The sequence below is a fragment of the Rhodococcus sp. 15-2388-1-1a genome (assembly GCF_002259145.1).
Taxonomy (GTDB): domain Bacteria; phylum Actinomycetota; class Actinomycetes; order Mycobacteriales; family Mycobacteriaceae; genus Rhodococcoides.
Genome location: NZ_NPFP01000006.1, coordinates 97,189 through 122,704 on the forward strand (window position 1 = coordinate 97,189; position 25,516 = coordinate 122,704).

At 64.4% G+C, this 25,516-nt stretch carries 19 protein-coding genes; 18 read left to right on the forward strand and 1 reads right to left on the reverse strand.

What is annotated here, in order from left to right:
- Positions 1–7 precede the first annotated feature (7 nt).
- From CH302_RS04215 to CH302_RS04225, 3 genes are read left to right on the forward strand one after another with little or no spacing between them, the layout of a single operon-like run.
- Positions 8–817 (forward strand): ABC transporter ATP-binding protein, encoded by an 810-nt coding sequence (locus tag CH302_RS04215; RefSeq protein WP_037191170.1) that lies wholly within the window; start codon positions 8–10, stop codon positions 815–817.
- Complete coding sequence (locus tag CH302_RS04220; RefSeq protein ID WP_037190912.1) at positions 814–1,638, forward strand: ABC transporter permease; 825 nt, start codon at positions 814–816, stop codon at positions 1,636–1,638. Before CH302_RS04215 ends, CH302_RS04220 begins: the two co-directional genes overlap by 4 nt.
- Positions 1,638–2,459 (forward strand): ABC transporter permease, encoded by an 822-nt coding sequence (locus CH302_RS04225; RefSeq protein ID WP_037190911.1) that lies wholly within the window; start codon positions 1,638–1,640, stop codon positions 2,457–2,459. Before CH302_RS04220 ends, CH302_RS04225 begins: the two co-directional genes overlap by 1 nt.
- A gap of 10 nt (positions 2,460–2,469) precedes the next feature.
- Here the strand turns inward: CH302_RS04225 and upp are convergent, their stop codons facing one another.
- Positions 2,470–3,093, reverse strand: coding sequence for a uracil phosphoribosyltransferase (upp, locus tag CH302_RS04230; RefSeq protein WP_037190910.1), 624 nt, complete (start codon positions 3,091–3,093; stop codon positions 2,470–2,472).
- 218 nt (positions 3,094–3,311) lie between these two features.
- Between upp and CH302_RS04235 the strand changes: the two genes are divergently transcribed.
- The 15 genes from CH302_RS04235 (at position 3,312) to CH302_RS04305 (ending at position 25,514) form a co-directional block, all read left to right on the forward strand.
- Positions 3,312–4,484, forward strand: coding sequence for a CaiB/BaiF CoA transferase family protein (locus CH302_RS04235; RefSeq protein WP_037190909.1), 1,173 nt, complete (start codon positions 3,312–3,314; stop codon positions 4,482–4,484).
- Positions 4,481–6,061, forward strand: coding sequence for a carboxyl transferase domain-containing protein (locus CH302_RS04240; RefSeq protein ID WP_037191167.1), 1,581 nt, complete (start codon positions 4,481–4,483; stop codon positions 6,059–6,061). Before CH302_RS04235 ends, CH302_RS04240 begins: the two co-directional genes overlap by 4 nt.
- A 79-nt stretch (positions 6,062–6,140) precedes the next feature.
- Entirely contained in the window at positions 6,141–7,247 is a 1,107-nt protein-coding gene (locus tag CH302_RS04245) for a ring-opening amidohydrolase (RefSeq protein WP_037191164.1), read from the forward strand.
- A gap of 119 nt (positions 7,248–7,366) precedes the next feature.
- The gene (locus CH302_RS04250; protein WP_037190908.1) at positions 7,367–8,815 is read left to right on the forward strand and encodes an amidase; all 1,449 of its coding nucleotides are present in this window, start codon (positions 7,367–7,369) and stop codon (positions 8,813–8,815) included.
- A 42-nt stretch (positions 8,816–8,857) separates the two neighbouring features.
- Positions 8,858–10,576, forward strand: a complete 1,719-nt coding sequence (locus tag CH302_RS04255; RefSeq protein WP_037190906.1) for a PucR family transcriptional regulator — start codon at positions 8,858–8,860, stop codon at positions 10,574–10,576.
- A 21-nt stretch (positions 10,577–10,597) separates the two neighbouring features.
- The gene (locus CH302_RS04260; protein ID WP_037190904.1) at positions 10,598–11,974 is read left to right on the forward strand and encodes an amidase; all 1,377 of its coding nucleotides are present in this window, start codon (positions 10,598–10,600) and stop codon (positions 11,972–11,974) included.
- A gap of 128 nt (positions 11,975–12,102) precedes the next feature.
- The gene (locus CH302_RS04265; protein WP_037190903.1) at positions 12,103–13,245 is read left to right on the forward strand and encodes an XdhC family protein; all 1,143 of its coding nucleotides are present in this window, start codon (positions 12,103–12,105) and stop codon (positions 13,243–13,245) included.
- Positions 13,242–14,903 (forward strand): helix-turn-helix domain-containing protein, encoded by a 1,662-nt coding sequence (locus CH302_RS04270; RefSeq protein WP_441347072.1) that lies wholly within the window; start codon positions 13,242–13,244, stop codon positions 14,901–14,903. Before CH302_RS04265 ends, CH302_RS04270 begins: the two co-directional genes overlap by 4 nt.
- A gap of 129 nt (positions 14,904–15,032) precedes the next feature.
- Positions 15,033–16,463: a uracil-xanthine permease family protein gene (locus CH302_RS04275; protein WP_037190901.1), complete on the forward strand. Its 1,431-nt coding sequence runs from the start codon at positions 15,033–15,035 to the stop codon at positions 16,461–16,463.
- An 80-nt stretch (positions 16,464–16,543) separates the two neighbouring features.
- On the forward strand, positions 16,544–17,467 hold the full coding sequence (locus CH302_RS04280) for an FAD binding domain-containing protein (protein WP_037190899.1): 924 nt from the start codon (positions 16,544–16,546) through the stop codon (positions 17,465–17,467).
- Positions 17,467–18,105, forward strand: coding sequence for a (2Fe-2S)-binding protein (locus CH302_RS04285; protein WP_037190896.1), 639 nt, complete (start codon positions 17,467–17,469; stop codon positions 18,103–18,105). The genes CH302_RS04280 and CH302_RS04285 overlap by 1 nt, the downstream gene beginning before the upstream one ends.
- Positions 18,102–20,582: an aerobic carbon-monoxide dehydrogenase large subunit gene (gene cutA, locus CH302_RS04290; protein WP_052047691.1), complete on the forward strand. Its 2,481-nt coding sequence runs from the start codon at positions 18,102–18,104 to the stop codon at positions 20,580–20,582. The genes CH302_RS04285 and cutA overlap by 4 nt, the downstream gene beginning before the upstream one ends.
- Positions 20,579–21,244 carry an SRPBCC family protein gene (locus tag CH302_RS04295; RefSeq protein WP_037190894.1) on the forward strand — a complete coding sequence of 222 codons (666 nt, stop codon included), beginning with the start codon at positions 20,579–20,581 and terminating at the stop codon, positions 21,242–21,244. Before cutA ends, CH302_RS04295 begins: the two co-directional genes overlap by 4 nt.
- A gap of 239 nt (positions 21,245–21,483) precedes the next feature.
- Positions 21,484–23,583, forward strand: coding sequence for a hydantoinase/oxoprolinase family protein (locus CH302_RS04300; protein WP_037190891.1), 2,100 nt, complete (start codon positions 21,484–21,486; stop codon positions 23,581–23,583).
- Positions 23,583–25,514 carry a hydantoinase B/oxoprolinase family protein gene (locus CH302_RS04305; protein WP_037190889.1) on the forward strand — a complete coding sequence of 644 codons (1,932 nt, stop codon included), beginning with the start codon at positions 23,583–23,585 and terminating at the stop codon, positions 25,512–25,514. Before CH302_RS04300 ends, CH302_RS04305 begins: the two co-directional genes overlap by 1 nt.
- The last annotated feature ends 2 nt before the right edge of the window (positions 25,515–25,516 follow it).

Below are 25,516 nucleotides of genomic sequence, written 5' to 3' on the forward strand. Positions count from 1 at the left end.
TAGCGACGTGACCCAAGCAGCGACTCGACCCCGCCCCGACACCACCTCCGCCATCGCCGTCGCCTCGTCGGTGTCGCGACGCTTCGGTGATGTGACCGCCCTCCACGAGATCGACTTGTCAATCGGCCGAGGCGAATTCGTCTCCGTCGTCGGCCCCAGTGGCTGCGGCAAGTCCACTCTGCTCGAAGTGTTCGCCGGTCTACAGGATCACGACGGCGGCACCGTGTATGTCGACGGCCAACCGCTGACCGGCCCTCGATCCAAGACTGCAGTGATTTTTCAGGAATCGGCGACGCTGCCCTGGCGGACAGTCCGCGACAACGTCGCGTTCGCTCTCGAAGTCCGGGGTGTCGGGAAGAAGGAACGTCGGTCCCGCGCCGACGAGCTGCTGAACACCGTGGGGCTGAGCAAGTTCGGCGACCACTACCCCACCCAGTTGTCCGGCGGTATGCGCCAGCGTGTGGCCATCGCGCGCTGCCTGTCCATGGAGCCCGATCTGATTCTCGCGGACGAGCCGTTCGGTGCACTCGACGAGCAGACGCGACTGGTCATGTCCTACGAGCTACTCAAGATCGTCGAAAAGCTCACGTGCGGAGTCCTGTTCATCACCCACAGCATCCAGGAAGCGGTACTGCTCTCCGATCGGGTGCTGGTGATGAGTGCGCGGCCCGGCAGATTCATCGACGAGGTGGACATCGACCTCCCGCGACCGCGATCCGAGGACGTACTGGCCAGTCCTGAGGCTGTGGCTCTGCACGAACGTATTTGGTCGCGGCTGCGGGACGAGGCCAAGAAGACGATGAGCATCGAACCATGAGTGCCCCCACGCGCGAGAGCACGCGCGCCTCCGTGGTTCCCGGATACATCCGGCCGGCCCCCTCCAAACAACTCGGTCTCCCCGCATGGGGATGGACGTTGCTCATCCTCGTCGCGGCACTGGTGGCCATCGACATCTCGGCACGGTTCTTCGCCTCACCGCTGGATATTGTTCCGGTGACCGACATGATCTCGACTTCGCTGAGTCTGCTGACCGACCCGGAGTTTCTGATCGACGAGCTGGGCCGAACGCTGGGCATCATCCTTCTAGCGTTTGTGCTCAGTTCCGTCCTCGGCGTAGCCGCCGCGTACGTTCTGTGGCGGTACGAGTTGTGGGACAGAGCGTTTCAGCCTTATCTGAACGTCTACTACGCCGTCCCGACGTTTGCGCTCTACCCCATCATGGTGGTGCTCTTCGGTGCCGGTGTGGCTCCGATCGCCATCCTGTCCACCATCTTCGCCTTCGGTGTCGTGGCGTTGAATGCGCGTACCGGCTTCAATGCGGTCTCCCCGATCGTCACCAAACTCGGCACCACACTGATGCTCACGCGGTGGCAGTACTTCCGATCGGTTCTGCTTCCGTATGCGTTGCCGAGCATCGTGACCGGACTCAAGCTGGGGCTCTCGTACGCCGTGATCTCAGTGTTGGCCAGTGAGTTCATCCTCTCGACTCAAGGCCTGGGCCACTTCATCTCCATCGCCTACGACGGGTTCGACATCGCCGACATGTACGCCGGCATCCTCATCGTGGCGCTGATCGCTTTGCTCTCGACCTCGCTGATCTCTCTCGCGCTCAACCGATTCGATTGGAGGCGCCGCTGATGAGCAGCACCTTGGACAGAGTGGCCACCGCCCCAACAATTCCCCCGAAGGTGACCTCATCCGCGGGCCGCACCAACGCCCGACGGTTCCTCCCTCCTCTGGTCGTGGCCGTCGTCGCGGTGCTGATCTGGTGGGTCGCAGCTGTTCTGGTCGACAGTCTCATCTTCCCGACGCCTGCCGAGGCCATGGCCTCACTCGTCGAGGACCTGGGCAAGGCGGACTTCCGCGCCAATGTCGGCGACTCCCTACGCATTCTCGTGCTTGCGTTCCTGGCCAGTACCGTCGTCGGTTCGCTGCTGGGCCTGACGCTGGGACTGAGTCCGTTCTGGACCCGAACCATCGCCCCGATCGTCTACTCGATCAACAGCATCCCAAAAATTGTGCTGTATCCGATCTTCCTGTCGTTCCTCGGTATCGGCGCACTGAGCCGATTCGGATTCTCCTTCTACGCAGCCTTCATCCCGATGTTCCTCGTCGCTGTCGAAGCCACCGCGTCGGTCCAGAGAATTCACCTGAAGATGGCAGCGTCACTGCAGGTGAGCTGGCCCAGGTTGATCCGTCAGATCGTGATTCCTGCAGTCCTCCCAGCATTGGCGACGGGTATGCGGATGACCTTCGGCTTGGCGTTCCTGGGACTGCTTCTTGCCGAGATGTTCTCGTCCTCCAGCGGCATCGGATACGAACTGCTCCGCAACGTCAGCCTGGTGCGCATGGAGAACATCATGGGCACGGTTGTGTTGATCCTGGTGATGGCACTGCCGCCCACGATTGCCCTGCAGTGGTTGGAGAGTCGCATCACCTCGAAGTACGGCGGACGGTGACGAGGTCCGTTCAGCGAGGTCCGAACTGACGGTCACCCGCGTCACCGAGACCAGGCACGACGATGCCCCGATCGTCGAGCTCATCGTCGATGGCAGCGGTGACGACCCTGACGGGATGGCCTGACTTCTCCAGAGCAGCAATACCTTCGGGGGTCACGACCACGCACACGACGACCACATCGGTTGCTCCGCGCGCAACCAGCAGATCGATCGTCCGGGTCATCGAACCACCGGTTGCCACCATCGGATCGAGCACGAAGACCGGGGTACCGGACAGGTCGGCGGGCAGAGACTCCAGATACGGCACCGGTTCGAGCGTCTGCTCGTCGCGCGCCATACCGATGAACCCGACGCCCGACTGCGGAATCAGCGAGCTCGCCTGTTCGACCATCCCGAGTCCCGCGCGCAACACCGGCACGAGCAGAGGTGGGTGTGCGAGCCGAACCCCGGTGGTGTGGGCAACCGGAGTCTCGACATCGAACTCCACCACTCGCGCATCACGCAACGCTTCGTAGACCAACGTGTGAGTCAGCTGGCGCAGCGCAGATCTGAAGGTGGCGTTGTCGCTGTGCACATCGCGCATGGTCGTCAAAAGTGCTGCGGTCAAGGGATGGTCGACTACCTGTGTGTCCATGGTCGGTGATTATGGGCTGTCGATCGACAGTTCGTCCACCTGCTGCGTCATCGATCGACACGCGCTCACCGAGGTCCGAAACCGATCTGTCAGCGTCGGCAACATTTGCCAACGACTCGGTAGCGACGGGCACGTTGACTCGGACGCATGACCCCTCGCTGCATTTCCTTCGGGCTCGCCGCCGACCCACATCTCATCGACTCGTGCAGGGCAGTCCGATGACCGTCGGCCCCCTCTCCGACTGCCTCGTCGTCGATCTTTCACGCGCGCTCGCCGGACCCCAAGCGGCGATGATGCTCGGTGACCTCGGTGCGCGAGTGATCAAGGTCGAGTCACCGACCGGCGGAGACGACACCAGGAGTTGGGGTCCGCCGTTCGTCGCCGACGAAGACGGCGATCGACACTCCACGTACTTCCTCTCCTGCAATCGCAACAAGGAATCCATCGCTCTCGACCTCAAGGCCGTCGATGGCCGCGCCACGCTCACCGCCCTGATCGAGCGGGCGGACGTACTCGTCGAAAATTTCCGCCCCGGCGTTCTCGACCGCCTCGGATACAGCATGGACGCCCTGCATCGGCTGAATCCACGTTTGGTCATTCTGTCGATCACCGGCTTCGGACACGACGGCCCCGAAGGCACTCGACCCGGTTACGATCAAATCGCCCAGGGCGAAGCGGGATTGATGTCGTTGACCGGTCCTTCCCGTGACGAACCCACTCGGGTCGGCGTCCCCATCGGCGATCTGCTCGCAGGCATGAACGGTGCTTACGGCGTGGTTGCAGCGCTGCACGAACGCAACACCACCGGCCGTGGACGAGTCGTGCGGACCAGCCTGTTGGCGTCAATCGTCGGGGTGCATGCATTCCAAGGAACCCGCTACACGGTGGCCGGCGAGGTACCGCGTCCCACCGGCGGGCATCACCCGTCGATCTGTCCGTACGGACTGTTCCACTCGGCCGAGGGACTCGTACAGATCGCCGTCGGCAGTGAAGGATTGTGGCAACGCTTCGCACCCCATTTCGGATTGGACCGCACGGAGTGGGCGACCAATCCGCAACGCGTCGCCGATCGGGACGCGGTGATCGCTGCTGTCGAAGCCGCCTTCGCGGATTGGCCCACCGACAAATTGCTCGGGCTGCTGAGCGAACTGGGCATTCCCGCCGGTCGCGTCCGTGATCTCGAGGAGGTGTACACCTGGGAACAGACCCGATCGCAAGGACTGATGATCGACGTCGACCATTCGGCTCTGGGCACGATCACTCTGCCCGGCCCTCCCCTACGCATGGACGACGACTGCGAAGGCACCGCTATGCGCACAACGCATGCAGCCCCGCCCACCCTCGACCAACACGGGGACTCCATCCGCGCGTGGTTGGAGACAGCGCGATGACCCGCACCGGCGCGCCCGCACGGCTCAGCGCGCTCGAGCTCGTCGACATGGTCGTCGACGACGGCAGTTTCGTTCGCTGGGACGGCGAACCGTTACCCCCGATCGGGGTCCACGGGCCTCCACAACAGAGCTACCTCGACGAACTGGCAGCGGCGCGGGCAACGACCGGCTGCGACGAGGCGGTCCTGACCGGTGAAGCGACACTCGCCGGCCGGCGCGTGGCACTTGTCATGTGCGAGTTCGGCTTTCTCGCCGGATCCATCGGAACTGCGGCAGCGGAACGACTGGTGCAGGCCGTCGAGAAGGCCACTGCTCAGAAGCTCCCGCTGCTGGCAGTGCCCACCTCGGGTGGAACACGCATGCAGGAGGGCACCGTCGCGTTTCTGCAGATGGTGAAGATCTCGGCGGCAATTGCGGCACACAAGTCGGCGGGCCTCGCCTACGCCGTCTATCTCCGTCATCCCACCACCGGTGGAGCGCTGGCCTCGTGGGGCTCCCTCGGACACGTGACCGCGGCCGAACCGGGCGCACTCCTCGGGTTTCTCGGACCGCGCGTGTACGAGGCTCTCTACGGAACGAAATTCCCCTCGGGCGTGCAAACCGCTGAAAACCTCGCGGCCAGAGGCCTTGTCGACGCTGTTGTGCCGCCCGAGAAATTGCGTGAGGTGGCGATCGCGGCCCTCGCCGTGCTGTGTGCACCGCATGAGCCACCTCCCCCCGTTCCGAACGTTCCGTTGGAACACCTCGACGACGTCCCTGCGTGGGAATCCATCCAACGATCACGACGGCCGGAACGGCCAGGGGTGCGCCGACTCGTGCGATCGGCAGCGAATACAGTCACGCCACTGCAAGGCACCGGAGCCGGTGAAATCGAGCCTGGACTGTTTCTCGCGTTGGCCAAATTCGGCCGGTCGGCGTGCGTCGTGCTCGGTCAGGATCGCACCTTCGCCGATCAACCGTTGGGTCCGGCAGGGTTGCGCGAAGCGCGCCGCGGTATGCGACTGGCCGAGGAACTGCAACTGCCCCTCGTCACCGTCATCGACACCGCTGGTGCCGCGTTGAGCAAAGAAGCCGAGGAGGGCGGCCTGGCGGGTGAAATAGCCAGGTGCCTGGTCGAACTCACGACGCTGCAGGCACCCACGATCTGCCTGCTGCTGGGCCAAGGCGCAGGCGGCGGTGCCCTCGCATTGCTCCCGGCCGACCGCGTGCTGTGCGCGCAGCACGGCTGGCTCTCGCCGCTGCCACCGGAAGGTGCATCGGCGATCAAGTTCCACACCACCGACCGCGCTGCGGAGATGGCCGAGGAGCAGGGCGTGCGCAGTATCGACCTGCTCCGCAACGGCGTCATCGATCGGATCGTTGCCGAACGCCCGGACGCCTCCGATGAACCTGCGGAGTTCCTCTCCCGCCTCGGCACCGTGCTCGAACACGAATTGGCAAAGCTGCTCGCCGCCGATCCAAGCGATTTGGTGGCCCGACGCCTGCAGCGTTACCGCTACCTGGGGATGTCCGATCACCAAAAAGAAGCACTGATTGGGCAAAGCTTGCCAGTGCATCCCACCTCGACCGGTCGATAACGTTCGAGGGGCAAGAGCACCGCCGCGCCCACGCCGGCCGACTCTGCCGTACTCACAGTCCGCGATGAAGGAGATTTCAGTGCCCGATGCAATCGAGGTCCGCAAGGTCCCACTCCACAACGTGTCCGACGCCAGCGAGCTGGCGAAGCTCATCGAAGACGGGGTGCTCGACGCCGACCGTGTCATCGCGGTCATCGGCAAGACCGAAGGCAACGGTGGCGTCAACGACTACACCCGCATCATCGCCGACCGCGCCTTCCGTGAGGTGTTGTCCGAGAAAGGAACCCGGAGCGCCCACGACGTCGGCGAGGTACCGATCGTGTGGTCCGGCGGAACCGACGGCGTCATCAGCCCGCACGCGACGATCTTCGCCACCGTGCCGGCCGACAAGGCCGTGCAGTCCGACGAGCCTCGTCTGACGGTCGGCGTCGCGATGAGCGAGCAGCTCATGCCCGAGGACATCGGTCGCACCGCCATGATCACCAAGGTTGCTGCGGCAGTGAAAGATGCCATGGCCAAAGCAGGAATCACCGATCCGGCCGACGTGCACTACGTGCAGACCAAGACACCGCTGCTGACGATTCACACCATTCGCGATGCCAAGAGCCGCGGCAAGACCGTCTGGACCGAGCAGACGCACGAGTCGATGGACCTCTCGAACGGCGGAACCGCTCTCGGTATCGCTGTTGCCCTCGGCGAGATCGACATGCCGACGGACGAGGATGTCATGCACAGTCGCGAACTGTATTCGTCTGTCGCGTCGTGCTCCTCGGGCGTGGAGCTCGACCGTGCGCAGATCGTAGTCGTGGGAAACACGCGCGGAATCGGCGGTCGATACCGCATCGGCCACAGTGTCATGAAGGATGCGCTCGATCAGGACGGCATCTGGGATGCCATCAAGGACGCCGGCCTCGAACTTCCCGAGCGTCCGCGCACCGCAGACCTCGACGGCAAGCTGGTCAACGTATTCCTCAAATGTGAAGCGAGCCAGGACGGTACGGTTCGTGGCCGCCGTAACGCGATGCTGGACGATTCCGACGTGCATTGGCACCGCCAGATCAAGGCGTGCGTCGGCGGAGTCACGGCCGCGGTGACGGGCGACCCGGCAGTGTTCGTGTCGGTCTCGGCCGCACATCAGGGACCCGAAGGCGGCGGACCCGTCGCTGCGATCGTCGACCTCGGATAGCGCAGAGCTCGACTACCGAACGAAGGCCGCGCGGAACCGATTTCCATCGGAGCCGCGCGGCATTCGCTCTCGCACCAGTGTGAATCCCCAGACTGCGGATCTCGAACGAAGGAACTCCCATGGCAACCACCGCCGGACCCGCTACCGAACTTCTGATGTTCGACGCACTCGAACTCAGCGGAAAGATCAAGCGTCGGGAGGTGTCCTGTGTCGAGACCATGACGGCGTACCTGGACCACATCGAGATCCACAATCCCACCGTCAACGCCATCGTGGCCCTGCGTGACCGTGAGGAGTTGCTCGCCGAGGCGCGGGAGCGTGACGACCAGCTGGCGCAGGGGCAGTACCTCGGGTGGATGCACGGTTTTCCGCATGCGGTGAAGGATCTTTCGGCGGTGAAGGGCCTGCCGTTCACGTCGGGATCGGCCATTTTCGCGGATCGGATCGCCGAGGCGGACGACCTCTTCGTCGCTCGGATCAGAAGCGCCGGAGCCATCATCATCGGCAAGACCAACACACCTGAATTCGGCTACGGGTCCCAGACGTACAACCCCGTGTACGGCACCACGGTGTCCCCGTACGACACCTCGCGCACCGCAGGCGGCAGCAGCGGAGGTGCGGCGGCGGCACTCGCGCTGCGCATGCTGCCCGTGGCTGACGGCACCGACTACATGGGTTCGCTCCGTAACCCGGCGGCCTTCAACAACGTCGTCGGTTTCCGGCCGTCCTGGGGACGAATCCCCGAGCCTGGTTTCATCGCCCAAGGCGCAGTGGCCGGCCCGATGGGACGATCGGTCACCGACGTTGCTCACCTGCTCTCCACGATGGCCGGACCGGATGCCAACGCTCCACTCGCAATCGACGAGGACCCGGAAATTTTCACGCGCACCCTCGAACGCAGCTTTCGGGGCGCCCGGATCGCCTGGGTGGGTGACTGGAACGGTTATCTGGCAACCGAACCCGGCGTACTCGACCTGTGCGAATCCTCGTTCCCCATCTTCGCCGATCTCGGTTGTGAGGTCGATGCGGCTCTGCCCGACTACGACCCGGCCCACATTTGGGATTCGTTCCTGACATGGCGTTGGTGGGCTCAGCTCGGGATGGCCGACCTCTACACGGATCCTCGAACGCGAGCACTGATGAAGCCCGAAATGGTCTGGGAGATGGAACATGCCGTCTCACTGAGCGCTCTCGACATCACCGCGGCAGCGCAGAAGCGCAACGATTGGAACGCTGCACTGAACACGCTGTTCGAGACCTACGACTTCGTTCTCGCACCCAGCGCCCAGGTGTTCCCGTTCGACAAGGAACAGCACTGGCCGCAGTCCATCGCGGGGCGTTCGATGGACACCTACCACCGGTGGATGGAGACGGTGGTGCCGTGGACGATGGCCGGTGTTCCGATCGCGGCCGTACCGGTCGGTGTCGACGACCGCGGCCTGCCGATGGGGGTGCAGATCATCGGCAGGCACGGCGCCGATCGTTCGGTCCTGCAACTCGCGTACGCGTACGAGCAGGCCACCCGCTGGGTGGAGCGCATCGTCCCACCTGCCCTGCAGGTCCGCTGATCCCCCACCACAGGCGAACGGACGGCAACGTACGGTTGAACAATGGATGACATGGTCGGTGAACTTCGTCCACGAACACGAGACTTCCCCTCGTCAGCGAGCTATGCCCTCACTGTCGCTGAACTTCTCGCGCTACCCAGTCTCGCGGAGTCCACCCTCGTCGCCGGCGAGCGCGGTCTGGCGAATGTCGTACGACGCGTCAACGTCATCGAGGTTCCCGACATCTTGCCCTGGGTCAAGCAGAACGAGCTGCTGCTGACAACGGGTTTCCCTCTGCGACATGCTGATTCGGGTCGACCGTTCGGTGCCGGTGCCCTTGTGGAGCTCGTCGAAGGTTTGGCCGAGCGCGGCGCGGCAGCGCTGGGAGTCAAGGAGGGCCGGTACTTCGGGGACGTGCCGGCCGCGATGATCGAGGCGGCCGATCGACTCGACCTTCCCCTCTTCCTCATTCGCCGCGACGTGGGATTCGACGAGGTCATCTCCGAGGTGTTCACCCACCTCGTCGATCGGCAGGCGTGGGCACTGGACATCGCCGACCGAATGCATCGAGCACTCACCTCGATCGTGCTCGAGGGCGGAGACCTACCTCAGATCGCCGACGAGGTGGCCACACTCTTCGAGGCATCGGTACTCATCTGTACGCCCGATGGCAGGGTGCAGGCCACGGCCGGCGCCGATGCCGATCTTGCTGCGCTCGAGGAGATGCCGCTGTTCGATCCTTCCGGCAGGCTGCTCACCGAGCGCCTGCACGAAGGCCTGCAGCCGGTACCGGGTGACGACACGCACCGCATCGCGGTGGCACCGATCATCGCCGGCGGCACCGACCACGGCCTCATCGTTGCCGTGGCCGAGGCGCAACGCCTCGGACCGGTCACCATGCAGTCGCTCGAGCGTGCGGCCACAGTGGTCGCGTTGGCGGTCATCAAGAAGCTTGCAGTCTCGGCCGTGGAATCGAAGTTCCGCGGTGACTTTCTGCGTGACGTTCTCAACGGCGCTACCGAGTCCCCCGATCAGATCATCGAGTACTGCGCGCAACTCGACTGGGACGTGAATCGACGCATGGTCGTCATCGTCGCTCAATTGGACGAGATTGCCGAAGCGGCCGTGAGTAATTCGGTGAAGCCTGCGGTATCGGGACGACTACCCCAGGAGCGGCTCACCGCAGCCTGGCAACAGGTGGTGCGCCGCCGCGATCGACGGGCACCCGTCGTCGGATTCAGCAACGAGGTCGTCACCCTCATGCCGGCCGAACCGGGTACCGAGCACGAGGTGGTCGATGATCTGATCGCGTCCGTGGCCGGCGACAAGGGTGGTGGCCGCAATTCGTTCGGCGCAGGGGTCAGCCGAGTCATCGACTCCGTCGCCGATATTCCGCGCGCCTACGATCAAGCGCGCAAGGCCGTCATGGTCGGCCGGCGCATGAGCGGTAACGGGTCGGTGGCACATTTCGACAGCCTGGGTGTGCACCGCCTGCTGTCCCTGGTGACCGATGCCGCGGAGTTGCAGGCGTTCGCGAGCGAAGTGTTGGGCTCACTCGCAGGCGACGATGCCGATGCTCTCGATCTGCGCCAGACGCTGCAGGCACTGTTGGATACCAACTGCAATGTCGCCGAAACAGCACGCGTGCTGCACTTTCACTACAACACCCTCCGCTACCGAATCGGCAAGCTGGAGTCCATCGTCGGCCCCTTCACCACCGATCCCATTCTGCGCCTGGATGTGGCGCTCGCACTGCGCGTTGCGGAGATGAAGGGCCTGTGACGTACGACAAGGAGATATCAAGTGCTCGAGGGACATTCGATCGGTTCCGATGCTCGCACGCTCGCCGCATCGGTGAGATCCGGTAGCCTCTCGGCCCGCGAGGTGATCGAGCAACACCTCGACCACATCGCCCGCACCAACGCCGATCTGAACGCGATCGTCACGCTGGCAGCCGAATCGGCGAGACGCGAAGCAGACGAGATCGACGCTCGCGTGGCCCGCGGCGAACCGGTCGGAGCACTTGCCGGAGTGCCGTTCACGGTCAAGGATCTGATTGCTACCGCTGGTGTTCGTACCACGGCGGGCTCGTTCGCCCTGGCGAACAACGTCCCTCGCATCGATGCACCGGCCGTCGCTCGGATGCGCGCGGAAGGTGCAGTGCTGATGGGGAAGACCAATACCCCCGAGTTCGGTGCCAGCGGTCTCACGCACAACGACATCTTCGGTTACACCGTCAACCCGCTTTCTCCTGCGGGAACAACACTTTCGCCGGGGGGCAGCAGCGGCGGCGAAGCAGCGTCGATAGCATCGGGCATGAGTGTGGTGGGACTGGGTACCGACTTCGGCGGCTCGGTTCGCTGGCCCGCGCACTGCACGGGCCTGTTCTCGATCAGGCCTACGCCGGGGCGAATCGACCCCGATGGGCAATACCCCGGTGTCGTGAGCGATCACCGGGTGCTGACCAACCCGGCCACCATGCACGGTGCGGTTCAGACCGTCGGACCGATGGCACGCACCCTCGACGACGTGAGCGTGGTGCTGAAGGTGCTCTCGTCGCCGCAGTACCGGTGGATCGACCCGGCAGAGGTGAACACCCGCGATCTCGATATCCGTTGGGCGGCAGGAGAGGGAACTGTTCCGGTCGATACGGAAATTCGCGCCGCCACCGAAGCGGCCGCCCTACTCGCCGCCTCGTCCGTCAGGTCGGTGACGCCCTACGAGGGCACTGCGCTGCGCGAGGCCGACGACCTGTTCACGCGAATGCGCGCCTGCGAGACTCAAACCGACATCGAGCAATACGGGCCCGCCGAATTCAGCGCCAACGTCACAGCGATCCTCTCCGCGGTCCGACCGACGTCGACGAGGGACGTCGAGGCACTGTGGGCTCACCGCGCCGAACTGCAGCATCGGTTGCTGTCCGAGATGGGCGATGTCCTGATACTCCCGGTCGCGTCGATCCTCGCCCCACCGCTCGGACAGACGAGCTTCGATGTCGACGGCACCGCATTGTCGTGGTCGCAGGCGTTGGCCAGCAGTCGAGCGATCAGCATCCTCGGTCTGCCGTCGGTGGTGGTTCCCGTTGCCACCTCGAAGAGCAGCCTGCCGATCGGTGTCCAGATCATCGCCCGGCCGTGGCACGAACACCACGCGCTCGCCGTCGCCGCCGCTCTGGGCTAGTCCACGCGGACCGCGACGGCGACTTCTTACAACGAGCGGCCCCGGATTTGGTCGAGTTATGTTTCAGGTCGATGCAGCACCGGCCACTAGCGTGATGGGTATCACTCATCCAGTAGGAAGGCGGCGGCATGCGTGACATTCTCGACGATCTCGCCCCATGGCTGCTCGAGCGTGAGCCGTTCGCCCTCGCCACCGTTGTGCGAACCTGGCAGTCCTCACCCCGTCCGGCCGGGGCAGCGATGGCAGTATCGGCATCCGGGCAGGTGATCGGCAGTGTCTCCGGTGGTTGTATCGAAGGTGCCCTGTACGAACTTTCCAACGACGTTCTCGCCGACGGCTGCGCCCGGAGTGAGACCTACCGTGTGGCGGACGACGACGCCATCGGCGTCGGCCTCACCTGCGGCGGCACCATCGAGGTGTTCGTTCGGCTCGTCGACCGCGACGCCTGCGATTCTCTTCGGGAAGTGGCCGGCCGCATCGCTGCGGGCGAGCCGGTGGCCGTCCTGACCGAGCTGAGCGCCGGGGCACCGACGCGGTACGCAGTTCTCGGATCGGACCTCACCGTGGATGCGGGCTCACTCGCCGACACGCACTCCGATGGATCGCCGCTGGGGCCGTTCGTTCGCGATCAATTGCACCGCGGCGAATCGGGTCTGGACATTCACCTGTCCGATGACAGCGAGCGGTCGATCATGGCGGAGGTCTTCGGCCCGCCGCCGAGGATGTATGTCTTCGGTGCCATCGACTTTGCGGCCGCTCTGTGCCACCTCGGCTCGTTCGCCGGCTACGCCGTCACCGTCGTCGACGCCCGCGCCGTATTCGCTACCCCGGCCCGCTTTCCCGAGGCAGTCGACGTCGTCGTCGCATGGCCGCACACGTTTCTCGAATCTGCGCCGGTCGACGAGCGAACAGTCATCGCAGTGCTCACGCACGACGAGAAGTTCGACATTCCCCTCCTCGAGCGAGCGCTACGCAGCCGTGCTGCGTACGTAGGCGCGTTGGGCAGCAGGTCCACTCACCGCCGCCGCATCGAACTCCTCGGCGAGCGTGGGGTGAGCGAGACCGAGCTGGAACGATTGCACTCCCCTATCGGACTCGATGTCGGCGCGAGCACTCCCGCGGAAACCGCGGTGTCCATCGTCGCCGAAATCTTGAAGGTCTCACGCCGGGCCACCGGGCTCGAGTTGCGTGACCTCACCGGACCGATTCACCGAGAGATGCTGTCCGAAAACGAGAATCGGCCAAGCACACGGTCGGCTGTCCGGTGCTGACACTGCGGGACGAGCAACGCTCGGCGATCACCGAGGCACCGCACACCGTAGAGACGGTCCTGGACTCGAACCTGTTGGCGCACGCAACTGTTCTCGCCGGTCATGCCGGCCTCGGACGACCGGTACGCAGAATCAACCACGTCGACGACCCCGCCGGCATCCGGTTCTGGATCAGGCCCGGCGACCTACTGTCGACGACGAGCGAGGCTCTCGCACATCTGACGGAGCCGACGGCATCGCTGTTGGCACGCGCGCATTCCCTCGGCGTCGCCGGAATTCTTGTGCGGGCGGACGACGACCTTGCCGTTCCCGAGTGCGTCGGCGTGTGTGCCGACGAGCTGGGCCTACCGCTACTTCAGATTTTCGGTGAGCCCAACCCTGGTCACGAGCTCACCGTAGGCCTTCGCGACAGTGCAAAAGCTCAGGCGCGAGCGAAATTTCGGTCGGATCGTCTGCGTCGTTCACTGACCGACATCACGCTCGCGGGCGGTGGGGTGGCTCAATTGGCCTTCGCGACTGCGGTCGAATGCGACGTGGCAGTGTCCATCACGACGGTGGATGGACGAGAACTCTCTTCCGCCGGAAGTGACGACGAACTTCGAGCACTTCGCACCGGCATCGCATTCGATGCTACGGGAAGACTTCGCACCGATTCCATCGACGGCGGCCTCGGTCTCCGGTCACAACAGCACAGTTCGATTGCCGTATGCGCCGTCACGGCCAACGGAATCGACCACGGACGTATCGTCCTGTTCTCGTCGACTCGCACCTTGACGGAATCGGACCTTCTCACCGCGGACGCGGCCGCAGGGGTGTTGGCGATGGTCGTTACTCGCGATCTCGCTCTATCGGCGGTCGAGGAGAAACACCGTTCCAATTTCCTCCGCGATCTCCTGCTGGGCCGAGGCGGTGAACATGCCCACGCGGTCGCTCATGCCCGTCGGTTCGGTTGGGACATCGGCAGACCCGTCGTCGTGGTCGCGATCGAACCGATACCTCGTCGCGACGACCCGTCGCCCACCCGAAGGCCGCTCGTCGATCGGCAGATGGCCGCGTTCTCGAGCGCACTGGCGCAACGTGATTCGTCTGCTGCGATTGCTGCACTCGGCACCGAAACCGTCATCATCATGGGTAGTGGGCCCACTACAGTGTCGGACGTACACGAGATCGTCGAGCGAGTTCACGGCGACGGCGGTGGCGGTCGACAGCCCTTCACCGTCGGCATCTCACGGCCCTGCACTGCAGTGGAAGACATTCCGGCAACGTACGGCCAGGCCCGCACAGCAGTGAAAGTCGGCCGGCGGATCGGCGGCGACTGGACCGTCACTACCTTCGACGAGCTCGGCGTCTTTCGATTGTTGAGCCTGGTGGACAACGAGGACGAGCTCGAATCGTTCGCGCGGGAAACCTTGCACGATCTTGCGGGTCACAGCGCCGAAGCGCAGGACATGCGCAAGACCCTGGAGATGTTGCTGGCCACGAACATCAATATCGCGGAAACTGCTCGCGCACTGCATTTCCACTACAACACTCTCCGATACCGCATCACGAAGCTCGAAAAGATTCTGGGCCCGTTCACCGATCACGCCGATCTACGGCTCGATCTTTCCCTCGCGCTCAAGATCATGGCGATGCGCGCCGCCGACCACCAGATGTGACGGCTGGGCCATCGAGCGCTTGGCAGATTGCGCCCATATCGACCGCACGATACCGCAGTAGCGTTGCACCACAACACTTTACACGCCCCACGAACCCCCTCGGTTCGGTACGTTGGAGGAAGGCTCGAAATGCCGATCTGGAAGATTCACGGAGACGGAAAGAACGTATTACCAGGTGACGTGGTCGCCCCCAACGAGCGATTGAACTGGGGCCGCACCATCAGTCTCGGCGGTCAACACGTCGTCTCGATGTTCGGAGCCACGTTCGTCTTCCCCATCATCATGGGCCTCAATCCTCAACTGGCCATTCTCATGTCGGGGTTCTGCACCATCCTGTTCCTGCTCATGGTCAAGGGCCGAATCCCCAGCTACCTGGGTACTTCCGCTGTCTTCGTCGGTGGCGTCGCCGCCATTCGTGCGCAAGGCGGCACCTCGGCCGAGGTCACCGGAGCCATCCTGGTGTCCGGTGTGGTGCTCGCACTCGCCGGCCTCGCCATTCACTTCATGGGCGGCGGCGTGGTGGTCAAAGTGCTGCCTCCGGTCGTCACCGGTGCGGTGGTCATGTTGATCGGCTTCAACTTGGCCCCCGTTGTCGCCAGCACGTATTGGCCCCAGGATCAATGGGTCGCTCTCGCAGTGATGTTCGTCCTGATCGTCATGAGTGTTGCGCTACGCGGATTCCTGGGACGCATCGCAATTCTGTTGTCTCTGGTCTTCGGATACCTGCTGTCGTGGATTCTCGATCTCGTATCCGGCCCCATCACGTCCTACGACGCCACGGCCGGTGAGGTGACCGAGCACTTCCGGGTCAATTGGTCGGGCGTCGAATCGTCGCAGTGGTTCGGTCTGCCCCCGTTCACCGACGAAGCGAACGGCATCGTGGGCATCCATGCACCGTCGTTCAGCCTGGCCTTCATCATTCTCGTGCTCCCCGGTGTCATTGCACTGATCGCCGAGAACGCCGGGCACGTCAAGGCCGTGGCCGAAATGACCGGTGACGATCTGGACCCGATGATGGGACGCGCACTGGCTGCCGACGGCATCGCGACCGCCCTGTCCAGCGGGGTCGGTGGCTCGCCGACGACGACCTACGCCGAGAACATCGGTGTCATGGCCGCCACCAAGGTCTACTCGACGGCCGCCTACACCGCCGCCGGAATCATCGCAGTGATCCTGGGCTTCTCACCCAAGTTCGGTGCCTTGATCTCGGCCACACCGGGCGGCGTACTCGGAGGCATCACCGTCGTGCTCTACGGAATGATCGGTCTACTGGGGGCCAAGATCTGGCGCGAGAACGGCGTCGATTTCGGTAACCCGCTCAACATGATGCCCGTCGCGGCAGGCCTCATCATCGCCATCGGAGACACCTCGCTCGTCTTCAGCGATTCGTTCTCGCTGAGCGGTATCTCGTTGGGCACCATCATCGTCATCGGGCTCTACCACCTGTGTGCACGCATCGCTCCCGCGCACATGAGAACACCGATCGACCACTCACCCACCCGTCGATCTGCCACCCGTGGAGGCACGACCGAGGTGGGGCCCCTAGAACCATTGCGGTAACGAGCGATTGCCACACTGAGGCGTGACGTTTGTCACCTCTTGACGAAACACTTATCGGCACAGGCAGGCAGGATCGGGATATGAAACCTTCGCCACTGAAATACCATCGACCTCGGTCGATCGAGGAGGCGTGCCAGATCCTCGCGGGCGTCGACGGCAAGGTCCTGGCGGGCGGACAGTCACTGATCCCGATGCTCTCGATGCGGCTGGCGGCCCCCGGCAACCTGATCGACATCACCGGCATCGCCGGACTCGACGAGATCACCGCCTCGGCGCAGTCGGGTGTCACCTTCGCAGCGCTCGCCACGCACGCCTCCGTGGCCTCGAACCGCGCTGCTGCTCGGACGCAGCCGCTGCTCGGACGGGCACTGCAGTTGGTGGCGCACCCGACCATCAGGAACCGTGGAACCACCGTCGGATCCATCGTTCACGCCGACCCGTCGGCCGAGATGCCTGCCGTCATCCGTCTGCTCGACGGTTCGGTGACGGTCCAGTCCGTGCGGGGACGTCGCGAGATCACGGCGCAGGATCTTTTTCTAGGGCCCCTGGAGTCCTCGCTCGAGACCGACGAGATCGCCATCGCGGCGACCGTTCCTGCGGCCCGGCCCGGAGTGGGCACGGCCATCGACGAAATCGCCCGTAGACAAGGTGATTACGCACTCGTCGGGGTTGTCGCCCGCGCCGAGGTGAGCGAGGGCGGCGAGGTACGCAGCGCCCAGGTCACCTATGTTTCCGCGGGCGAGTTCGGTGAAGTCACCGATTTCACGGACGTCATCGCTGGGGCGTGCATATCCGACGCGCGTGATCCGAAGTGGAACGCACTGTCCGAAGCTGCTCGCCATCGCATCGAGACCGAGCCCGATATTCACGCCACAGCCGCCTACAGATCTCAACTCGTCGCAGCGCTGACAGCACGGGTGGTGATGGCCGCCGCAGTCGACGGCGCATCCTCGATGACCACGCACAAGGCAGCACTGCACGTCGATTCCGGAGTGAACCAGTAATGACGACAACAGATATCGAACAACAGCTCGACGATCTGATGACCGAGACCGGCGAGCAACACGTACAGGTGACGTTCACGCTCAACTCGACGAAACAAACGATCGTCGTTCCCGCCCGGACGATCGCATCCGATGCCATCCGCCACAATCTTCGCCAGACCGGTACCCACGTAGGGTGCGAGCACGGGGTGTGCGGTGCCTGCACCGTTCTGCTCGACGGTAAGCCAGTGCGGGCCTGCCTGATGCTGGCCGCCAGCCTCGAAGGCCAGAGTGTCACCACGGTGGAGGGCTTGGTGGAGCCGGACGGCACCCTGCACCCCGTGCAGCAGGCGTTCAAGGACTGCCACGGTCTGCAATGCGGCTTCTGCACACCAGGATTCGTCACCACCATCGCCGCCTTCCTCGAAGAGAACGACTCGCCGACGCAGGAAGACGCAACCGAGGCCATCGCCGGCAACATCTGCCGATGCACGGGCTACCAGAACATCAAGGCCTCGGTGCTGCGTGCCGCCGAGATCAAGCGTGAACGCGCAGGCGAGTTTCCACTCGGGCCGGACGACGAGTCGAGCCGAGCGGCACTGGATCGGAAAGTACGGGGAACCACCAGTCCCGTCGGCGGACGGATGGGCCGAGCATGAGCACCACCCGCACGGCCCCACCACACACCCCGACCAACACTGCCCCGCTCTTCGGCCAACCACTCTCGCGGTCCGAGGACACACGGTTGCTGAGTGGCAAGGGCAAGTATCTCGACGACCTCGGACACGGAGCGCTGATCGCCGCCTTCGTTCGCTCACCGCACGCACACGCGCGGATCACCGGGATCGACATCGACGCCGCGCTCGCCATGCAGGGAGTGCACGCGGTCTACACCTACGACGATCTCGAAGCGGACTCACCCGAGATGGCCGAAGGCCTACCACTGCTGATTCCGCACCCGGCAATCGTCGCCCCGCGCAACGGATTTCCACTGGCCAAGGACAAGGTCAACCACGTCGGCGAGGCCATCGTCATGGTCATCGCGCAGAGTCGCTACGTGGCCGAAGATGCCTGCGCCGCCATCGAGGTCACCTACGACATTCTCGATCCGGTCGTAGGAATCGAGACCGCTCGCACCGCGACTCGGCACGTACACGACGATGTACCCGACAACGTGGCTGCCCATCTTCAGCACAGCTTCGGGGACATCGACCGCGAATTGGCGACGGCACCGCACCGAATCACGCTGAACCTCGACGTGGAGCGTTCGGCGGCAATGCCCTTGGAGGGCAAGGGTGTCTATGCGCGGTGGGACAGCGACGAGGAAACGCTGACCTTCTGGTCGTCGACGCAGACCTCCACCTCGGTGCGCGCGGCCGTCGCAGCGCGGCTCGGCATGGCAATGAACAAGATTCACTGCATCGCCCCGGACGTCGGCGGCGGTTTCGGCGTGAAGATCATGCACCCGTGGCCCGAGGAGGTCATGGTGACGTGGGCCGCGCGGCAGTTGGGCCGAGCCGGCATCTCCAACGAGGTCAAATGGGTCGAAGACCGTCGTGAGCACTTCATCTCGAGCGCCCACGAACGCGCGCAGGTTCAAGAGGTCACGCTGGGGTTCGACGACGAAGGCCGGCTACTGGCGTTCGACTTCACCGTCTGGCACGACAACGGCGCCTACCTGCCGTACGGCATCATCGTGCTGATCAACACCGCGACGCAGGTGCTCGGGCCGTACAAGCCGGTCTCGTTCCGGTGCAACGGATACTCGGTGTACACCAACACCGTGATCGTCATTCCCTATCGTGGTGCCGGCCGTCCGCAGGGCGTCTTCGCCATGGAACGATCGATGGACGCCATCGCCCAGTATCTCGGCAAGGACCGGTTACAGGTACGGGAGAAGAATCTCATCAGGCCCGAGGAGATGCCCTACGACTTCGGCCTGATGTTCCAGGACGGTCGCCCGTTGATCTACGACACCGGCGACTACCAGGCCGGTATCGACAAGCTCAAGGCGCTCATCGACTGGGACGGCTTCCCCGCGTACAAGAAGCAGGCCGCCGCCGAGGGCCGCACCGTCGGCATCGGCGTCGGCGCGTATGTGGAAGGCACCGGCCCCGGACCGTACGAGGGCGCGCATGTCCTGATCGAGAACTCGGGAAAGATCAAGGGCGCGACAGGCCTGACCACACAGGGGCAGGGTCATCAGACAACGTTTGCCCAGATCGTCGCCGACGACCTGGGTGTGTCGATTGCCGATATCGAGATCACCACCGGTGACACGCGTCGATTCGGTTATGCCGTCGGAACGTTCGCCTCTCGTGGTGCAGTCATGTCGGGATCGGCATTCCACGTGGCCGCGCAGATGGTGGCCGAGAAGGCGAAGATCATCGCCGGGCGTGCACTCGATCTCGACCCCGTCGAGCTGGAACTGCGCGGGGGTTACGTGAGCAAGATCGGCACCGAACCCGGAGCCGAGGGCACGTCGATCTCGCTCGGAGTTGTAGCCGTGCTGTCCAATCCGCTGCGGTACGCCTTCGACAAGGAGTCGAGGCAGGCGACAGGCTTCGCGAAGATGGACACCGACATGACGATCCCGCCGGTGCCGGAGGGCGAACAGCCGGGACTCGAAGCGACCGGGTACTACTCTCCCCCGCGCTCGACGTTCGCGTCGGGCATCCACGCAGCGATTGTCGAAACCGACCCGGTGACAGCCGAAATACACGTCGAGCGCTACGCCGTGGTGCACGACTGCGGCAACGTCATCAACCCTCGGATCGTCGAGGGTCAGATCCACGGCGGTGTCGCCCAGGGTATCGGCGGCGCGCTGTACGAGAAGATCGTCTACGACGAGCACGGGCAGTTGCTCAACGCCTCGTTCATGGATTTCCTCATGCCGTTCGTCACCGAAGTTCCCGAGTCGATCGAGATGGATCACACCGTCACCCCGTCCGGACTCAACCCACTGGGAATGAAGGGTGCCGGTGAAGCCGGCGTCATTCCCACCACTGCCGTCATCGCGGCAGCGGTCGAGGACGCCGAAGGCTTCCCGATCACCTCCATGCCCATATCCCCGTCCGACCTGTACGAGCTGCGGCTGACCCATGCGGTCGCCCAGACATCCAAGGAGATTTCATGAGAATCGCAGGCACCGCCACGCTGGCCGCACCTCCCGCCGAGGTGTACGACAGCATGCAGGACGGCCGGGTACTGGCCGCAACCATTCCCGGAGTGCAATCGCTCGAGCAGTTGACCGACGACCATTACAAACTCTCCATCACGGCCGGGGTCGCAGCGATCAAGGGCACGTACGACGGTGAAGTGCTCCTCTCGCAACAGAATCGGCCCGAGTCGTTCGTCATGACCGCCTCCGGAGCGGGCGCGCCGGGCACCGTGCGCGCCGATGTCACCATCAAGCTCGAGCAGACCGAGAGCGGCGGCACGCTGCTCAGCTACGACGCCGATGCCGTGGTCGGCGGAATGGTCGGCGGCGTCGGGCAGCGCATGATCACCGGTGTCGCCAAGAAGATGGCCGGGGTGTTCTTCAACGGACTCGACGGCGTCATCGCCAACGGGGTGCCCGAGGCGGCCGCACCGGCCGAGGCCTCCCCCGCCGGCGCAACCGGTGGCTCCATCGCGCTTCCGGTCGCCGCGGCAGGCGGACAGTCCGGCGCTGCGAGCGCTCCCGCTGCAGTGCAGTCGGTCAAGGGTGCGCTGATCGCCGCCGCGGCGGGCGCGGGCATCGCGTTGGCCGGAGTTGTGTTGGGCAGCGTGCTCACTCGCTCGTCGTGTAATCGGTAGCTCGAACCAGCTTTGTAGGCAGATGGCCGCTCGCCCCTAGGGGTGAGCGGCCTTTTGCATTGCAAGTACTGCCAATTCGACGGTGCTGCACGGCGCGCGGAGCTCAAATGCGCGGTCGGAGTTTGGCACCTTGTGACAAAGATTGTGACGCGCATAACGGGTCGAATATGAGTACACGTCAGGCACCCGCAGATCCGAGCTTCGGACGCGTGGCCTACGAACCATCCTGAGGAGGAAGCGTGGAACCACGAAAGATTCGGGTCGGCATCGACACCGGTGGCACATTCACCGACGTCGTCGCAGTGGACGAGGAGTCCGGTGCCATGGTGACCACCAAGACACCATCGACTCCCAGTGATCCGGCCGAGGGATTTCTGACGGGCATCGACAAGGTGCTCCGCCAGCTGGGCGTCTCGGGTGATTCCCTCAGCGCTGTCAGCCACGGCACCACCGTCGCCACCAACAAGCTGCTCGAGGGCAAGGTCGAGAACCTCGGCTTCATCACCACCGAGGGCTACGAGCACGTACTCGAAATCGCCCGCCAGTCGGTACCCGACGGTTACGGCAACTCTTACTTCTGGGTCAAGCCCGATCGCATCGTGCCCGCGCACCGCGTCCGCACCATCCGTGGCCGACTGTCGTTCGACGGCAACGAGATCCGCCCGCTCAACGATGACGACGTACGCGCAGCTGCCGCGTTCTTCAAAGCCGAGGGCGTCAAGACGCTCGGCGTATGCCTGGTGCACTCCTACGCCAACCCGGACCACGAGCAGCGTGTCCGCGACATCCTGCTCGAGGAGTATCCCGAGGCCACGGTCTCCATCTCCACCGAGGTACTGCGCGAGTACCGCGAATTCGAGCGCGCGATTACCACTTTGGTCGACGCGGCCGTCAAGCCCAACATCCGCAGTTACGTCAACAACATCGCCAACCGGCTGCGTGAGTTCGCAACGGAATCCGGCGACGCCCGTGACGTGCCGTTCTACGTGATGAAGTCCAACGGCGGCGTCCTGTCCGCCAAAGAGGTTGTGCACCAGCCCATCACCACCGTGCTCTCGGGCCCGGCCGCCGGTGCCCTCGGCGCAGCCCTGGTAGCCAGCGCCGCCGGTGTCGAGCAGGTGTTGACCTGCGACGGCGGTGGCACCTCCACCGACGTGACCGTCGTGGTCCGCGGTGAGCCCGCGCTGACCACCGAGGGACGCGTCGGCAACTACCCGTCGAAGATCCCGATGATCGACGTCGTCACCGTCGGCGCAGGTGGTGGCTCGATCGCCTGGATGACACCCGAGGGCACGCTGCGTGTCGGGCCGCATTCGGCCGGTGCCGATCCCGGCCCCATGTGTTACGGCAACGGCGGTTCCGCTCCGACCATCACCGACGCCCACGTTCTCCTCGGCCGGATCCCTCCCCACCTGCTGGGCGGCGAGATTCCGCTCGATACCGATTTGGCACGCAAGGGCATCGAAGATCTGGCGCACCAGCTCTCCCTCGAGGTCGAGGCCTGTGGCACCGGCATTCTCGAAGTGTCCGCCTGGAACCAGGCCAACGCGCTCCGGCAGATCTCGGTCAAGCGCGGACTCGACGTCCGTGACTTCACGCTCGTCACCTTCGGTGGTTCCGGTTCGCTGCTCGCCTGCCGCCTCGTGGACATCCTGGGGTTGAAAGACGTTCTGGTGCCGCTCAATCCGGGCAACGTCTCGGCGTTCGGTCTGCTGACCGTCGATGTCCGCAACGACTACGTGCAAACGCACGTCAGCCGCCACGACCGTCTACGTGCCGAGGACTTGGAGTCGGAACTGGCCGTGCTCGCTGCTCGCGCCGACGAAGCACTCGCCGGTGAAGGCTTCGCCGCCGAGGATCGTCGCTACGCACGCTCTGCCGACCTACGCTACTTCGGGCAGGCCTTCGAGGTGCGCGTACCGATCGCCGACGGGGAGATCACCCAGGCGAGCATCGATCAGGCCGCCGAGGCCTTCCACGAAACACACCGCGAGCTGTACGGCTACGACTTCCGTGGCGATCACAGCCAGTTCGTCGAGTGGGTCAATCTGCGGGTCAGCGGTATCGGCCCCATCAAGCGACCCGTGCTGTCGGAGATCGCCGCCGGAACCGGAGCCGAAAGTGCCCGCACCGGAACGCGTCAGGCCTACTTCGATGGTTGGCACGAGACCGCCATCTACAGCCGTGCGGATCTCGGTGCCGGTGACACGATCACCGGACCGGCCGTCATCGAAGAATTCAGCTCCACTGTACCGATCGATCCGGGCTTCTCCGCCCGCATCGACACGTTCGGCAACGTCCGCATCACCCGCACTCTCGACTCGAACGGAGCGAACTGATGACCGTCATCGACATGGTGAACAACAAGCCCTACCGGCTCTCTCCGGTCGACGCGCCTGCGCCTGATCCCGTTCTCGTCGAGATCGTGGCCGGATACCTGGCAAGCGTGGAAATGGAAGTAGAGACGGCGATTTCGCGGACGTCGCGGTCCCCGATGATCCGTGACGCCCACGATTTCCGCGCCGGAATCCACGACCGGAACCTGCGCAAGCTGACGGGTCGCTCCTACTCCGCGCTGGTGCATCCGGTGGCTCGCGACTTCCCGCTCGAGACCATGAAGCCGGGCGACGTCTACTTCCACAACGACGTCTATCTCTCCGAGGGTGGCATCGGCCACCTCCCTGACCTCTGCGTCACGGTGCCGGTATTCGCCACCAAGCCCGGCGACACCGAGCCGTCGGTCGTTTCCTTCGTCCAGGCCTTCGGCCATCACGACGATATCGGCGGCTGCTGCCCCGGTTCGATGCCGTCCGGTGCGACCACCGTGTACGAAGAGGGCCTGATGGTTCCGCCGATCAAGCTGTGGGATCAGGGCGTCCCCAACCAGGCTGCGTTGACCATCATGACGCGCAACTCGCGCATGCCCGACGCGTTGGCCGCCGATCTCGACGCCGAGTGCTCGGCGTGCCTGATGGGTGCCCGGCGGATGACGGAGCTGTACGAGCGGTACGGCGTCGACACCGTCGAGGCGTGCTTCGACTCCATGATGGATGCGACCACAGAGATCTACCGTCGTGAGATTCTGAGCAAGATTCCGAAGGGTGAATACACCTGGGAGGACTACGCCGAGCACGATGGCGTCGACGAGCCCATGTTGCACGTTCAGCGGATCACGCTGACCAAGACCGGCCCCGAGGACGAGCGCGGCGAGCGACTCATCCTGGACTTCACCGGAACCGGACCGCAGGCCAAGGGTCCGATCAACCACTGCGGCGATTACGCCGACGGTAATTTCCTGGCCAAATGGCTTGCGCCGGTGCTCCGCAACCTCGCGGACTCCCCCGAACGCATGGCGGAGCTCGATGTCAACGAGGGCGTCATTCCGCTGATCGAGATGAAGTTCCCCGAGAAGGGCACGCTCATCACCCCGATCTTCCCGGCTCCGACCAACGCTCGGACGTTCGTCATCCTGCGTCTGCTCGGTGTGCTCGCCGGCGTGGTGGCAAAGGCCGTGGACGGCAACATGCCTGCCGATCAGGAGACCATTCGCTACACCGGTGTGTACGGCGATGACTTCGACGGCAACTCGTACCTCATGCGTGAAGTACTGGGTGGCGGCTCGGGTGGACGGCACTACGCGGACGGTGAAGACACCATTCACGTCGTTCCCGATTCCCGGAACCTGCCCACCGAGTTCACCGAGAGCCGCTTCCCGTTCATCGTCGAAAGGCTCGGCTTGGCGAAGGATTCCGGCGGTGCCGGACGCTACCGCGGCGGCCTGGGCTACGAGAAGCACATTCGGATGCTCAAGGACGCGCATTTCATGTCCATCGCCGATCGCTCGATTCTCGCGTGCTGGGGAGTCAAGGGCGGTAAGGCCGGCGGATCGTTCTCGGTGACGCTCAATCCGGGTCAGCCGAACGAGCGTGAGTTCGACGCACTGACCGATGCCGAGCCGATTCTGGCCGGTGACACCATCCGCATCCGCACCACCGGCGGCGGCGGCTGGGGCGATCCCCTGGAACGACCCATCGAGTCGGTTGAGCAGGACGTGCTGTGGGGCAAAGTCTCTCGCGAGTTCGCGGCCAAGGACTACGGCGTCGTCATCGAGGAGGGAACGCCGACCGCCGATGTCGAAGCATCGGAGAAGCTGCGCGCAGAGATACGCAACGCTCGCGGACTCGACGAGCCGTTCTTCGACCGTGGGCCGGGGTACGAGCGCCTGTCCGGTGGCGCGAAGTTTGCCGAGTACGACTTCATCGATCGCTGAGA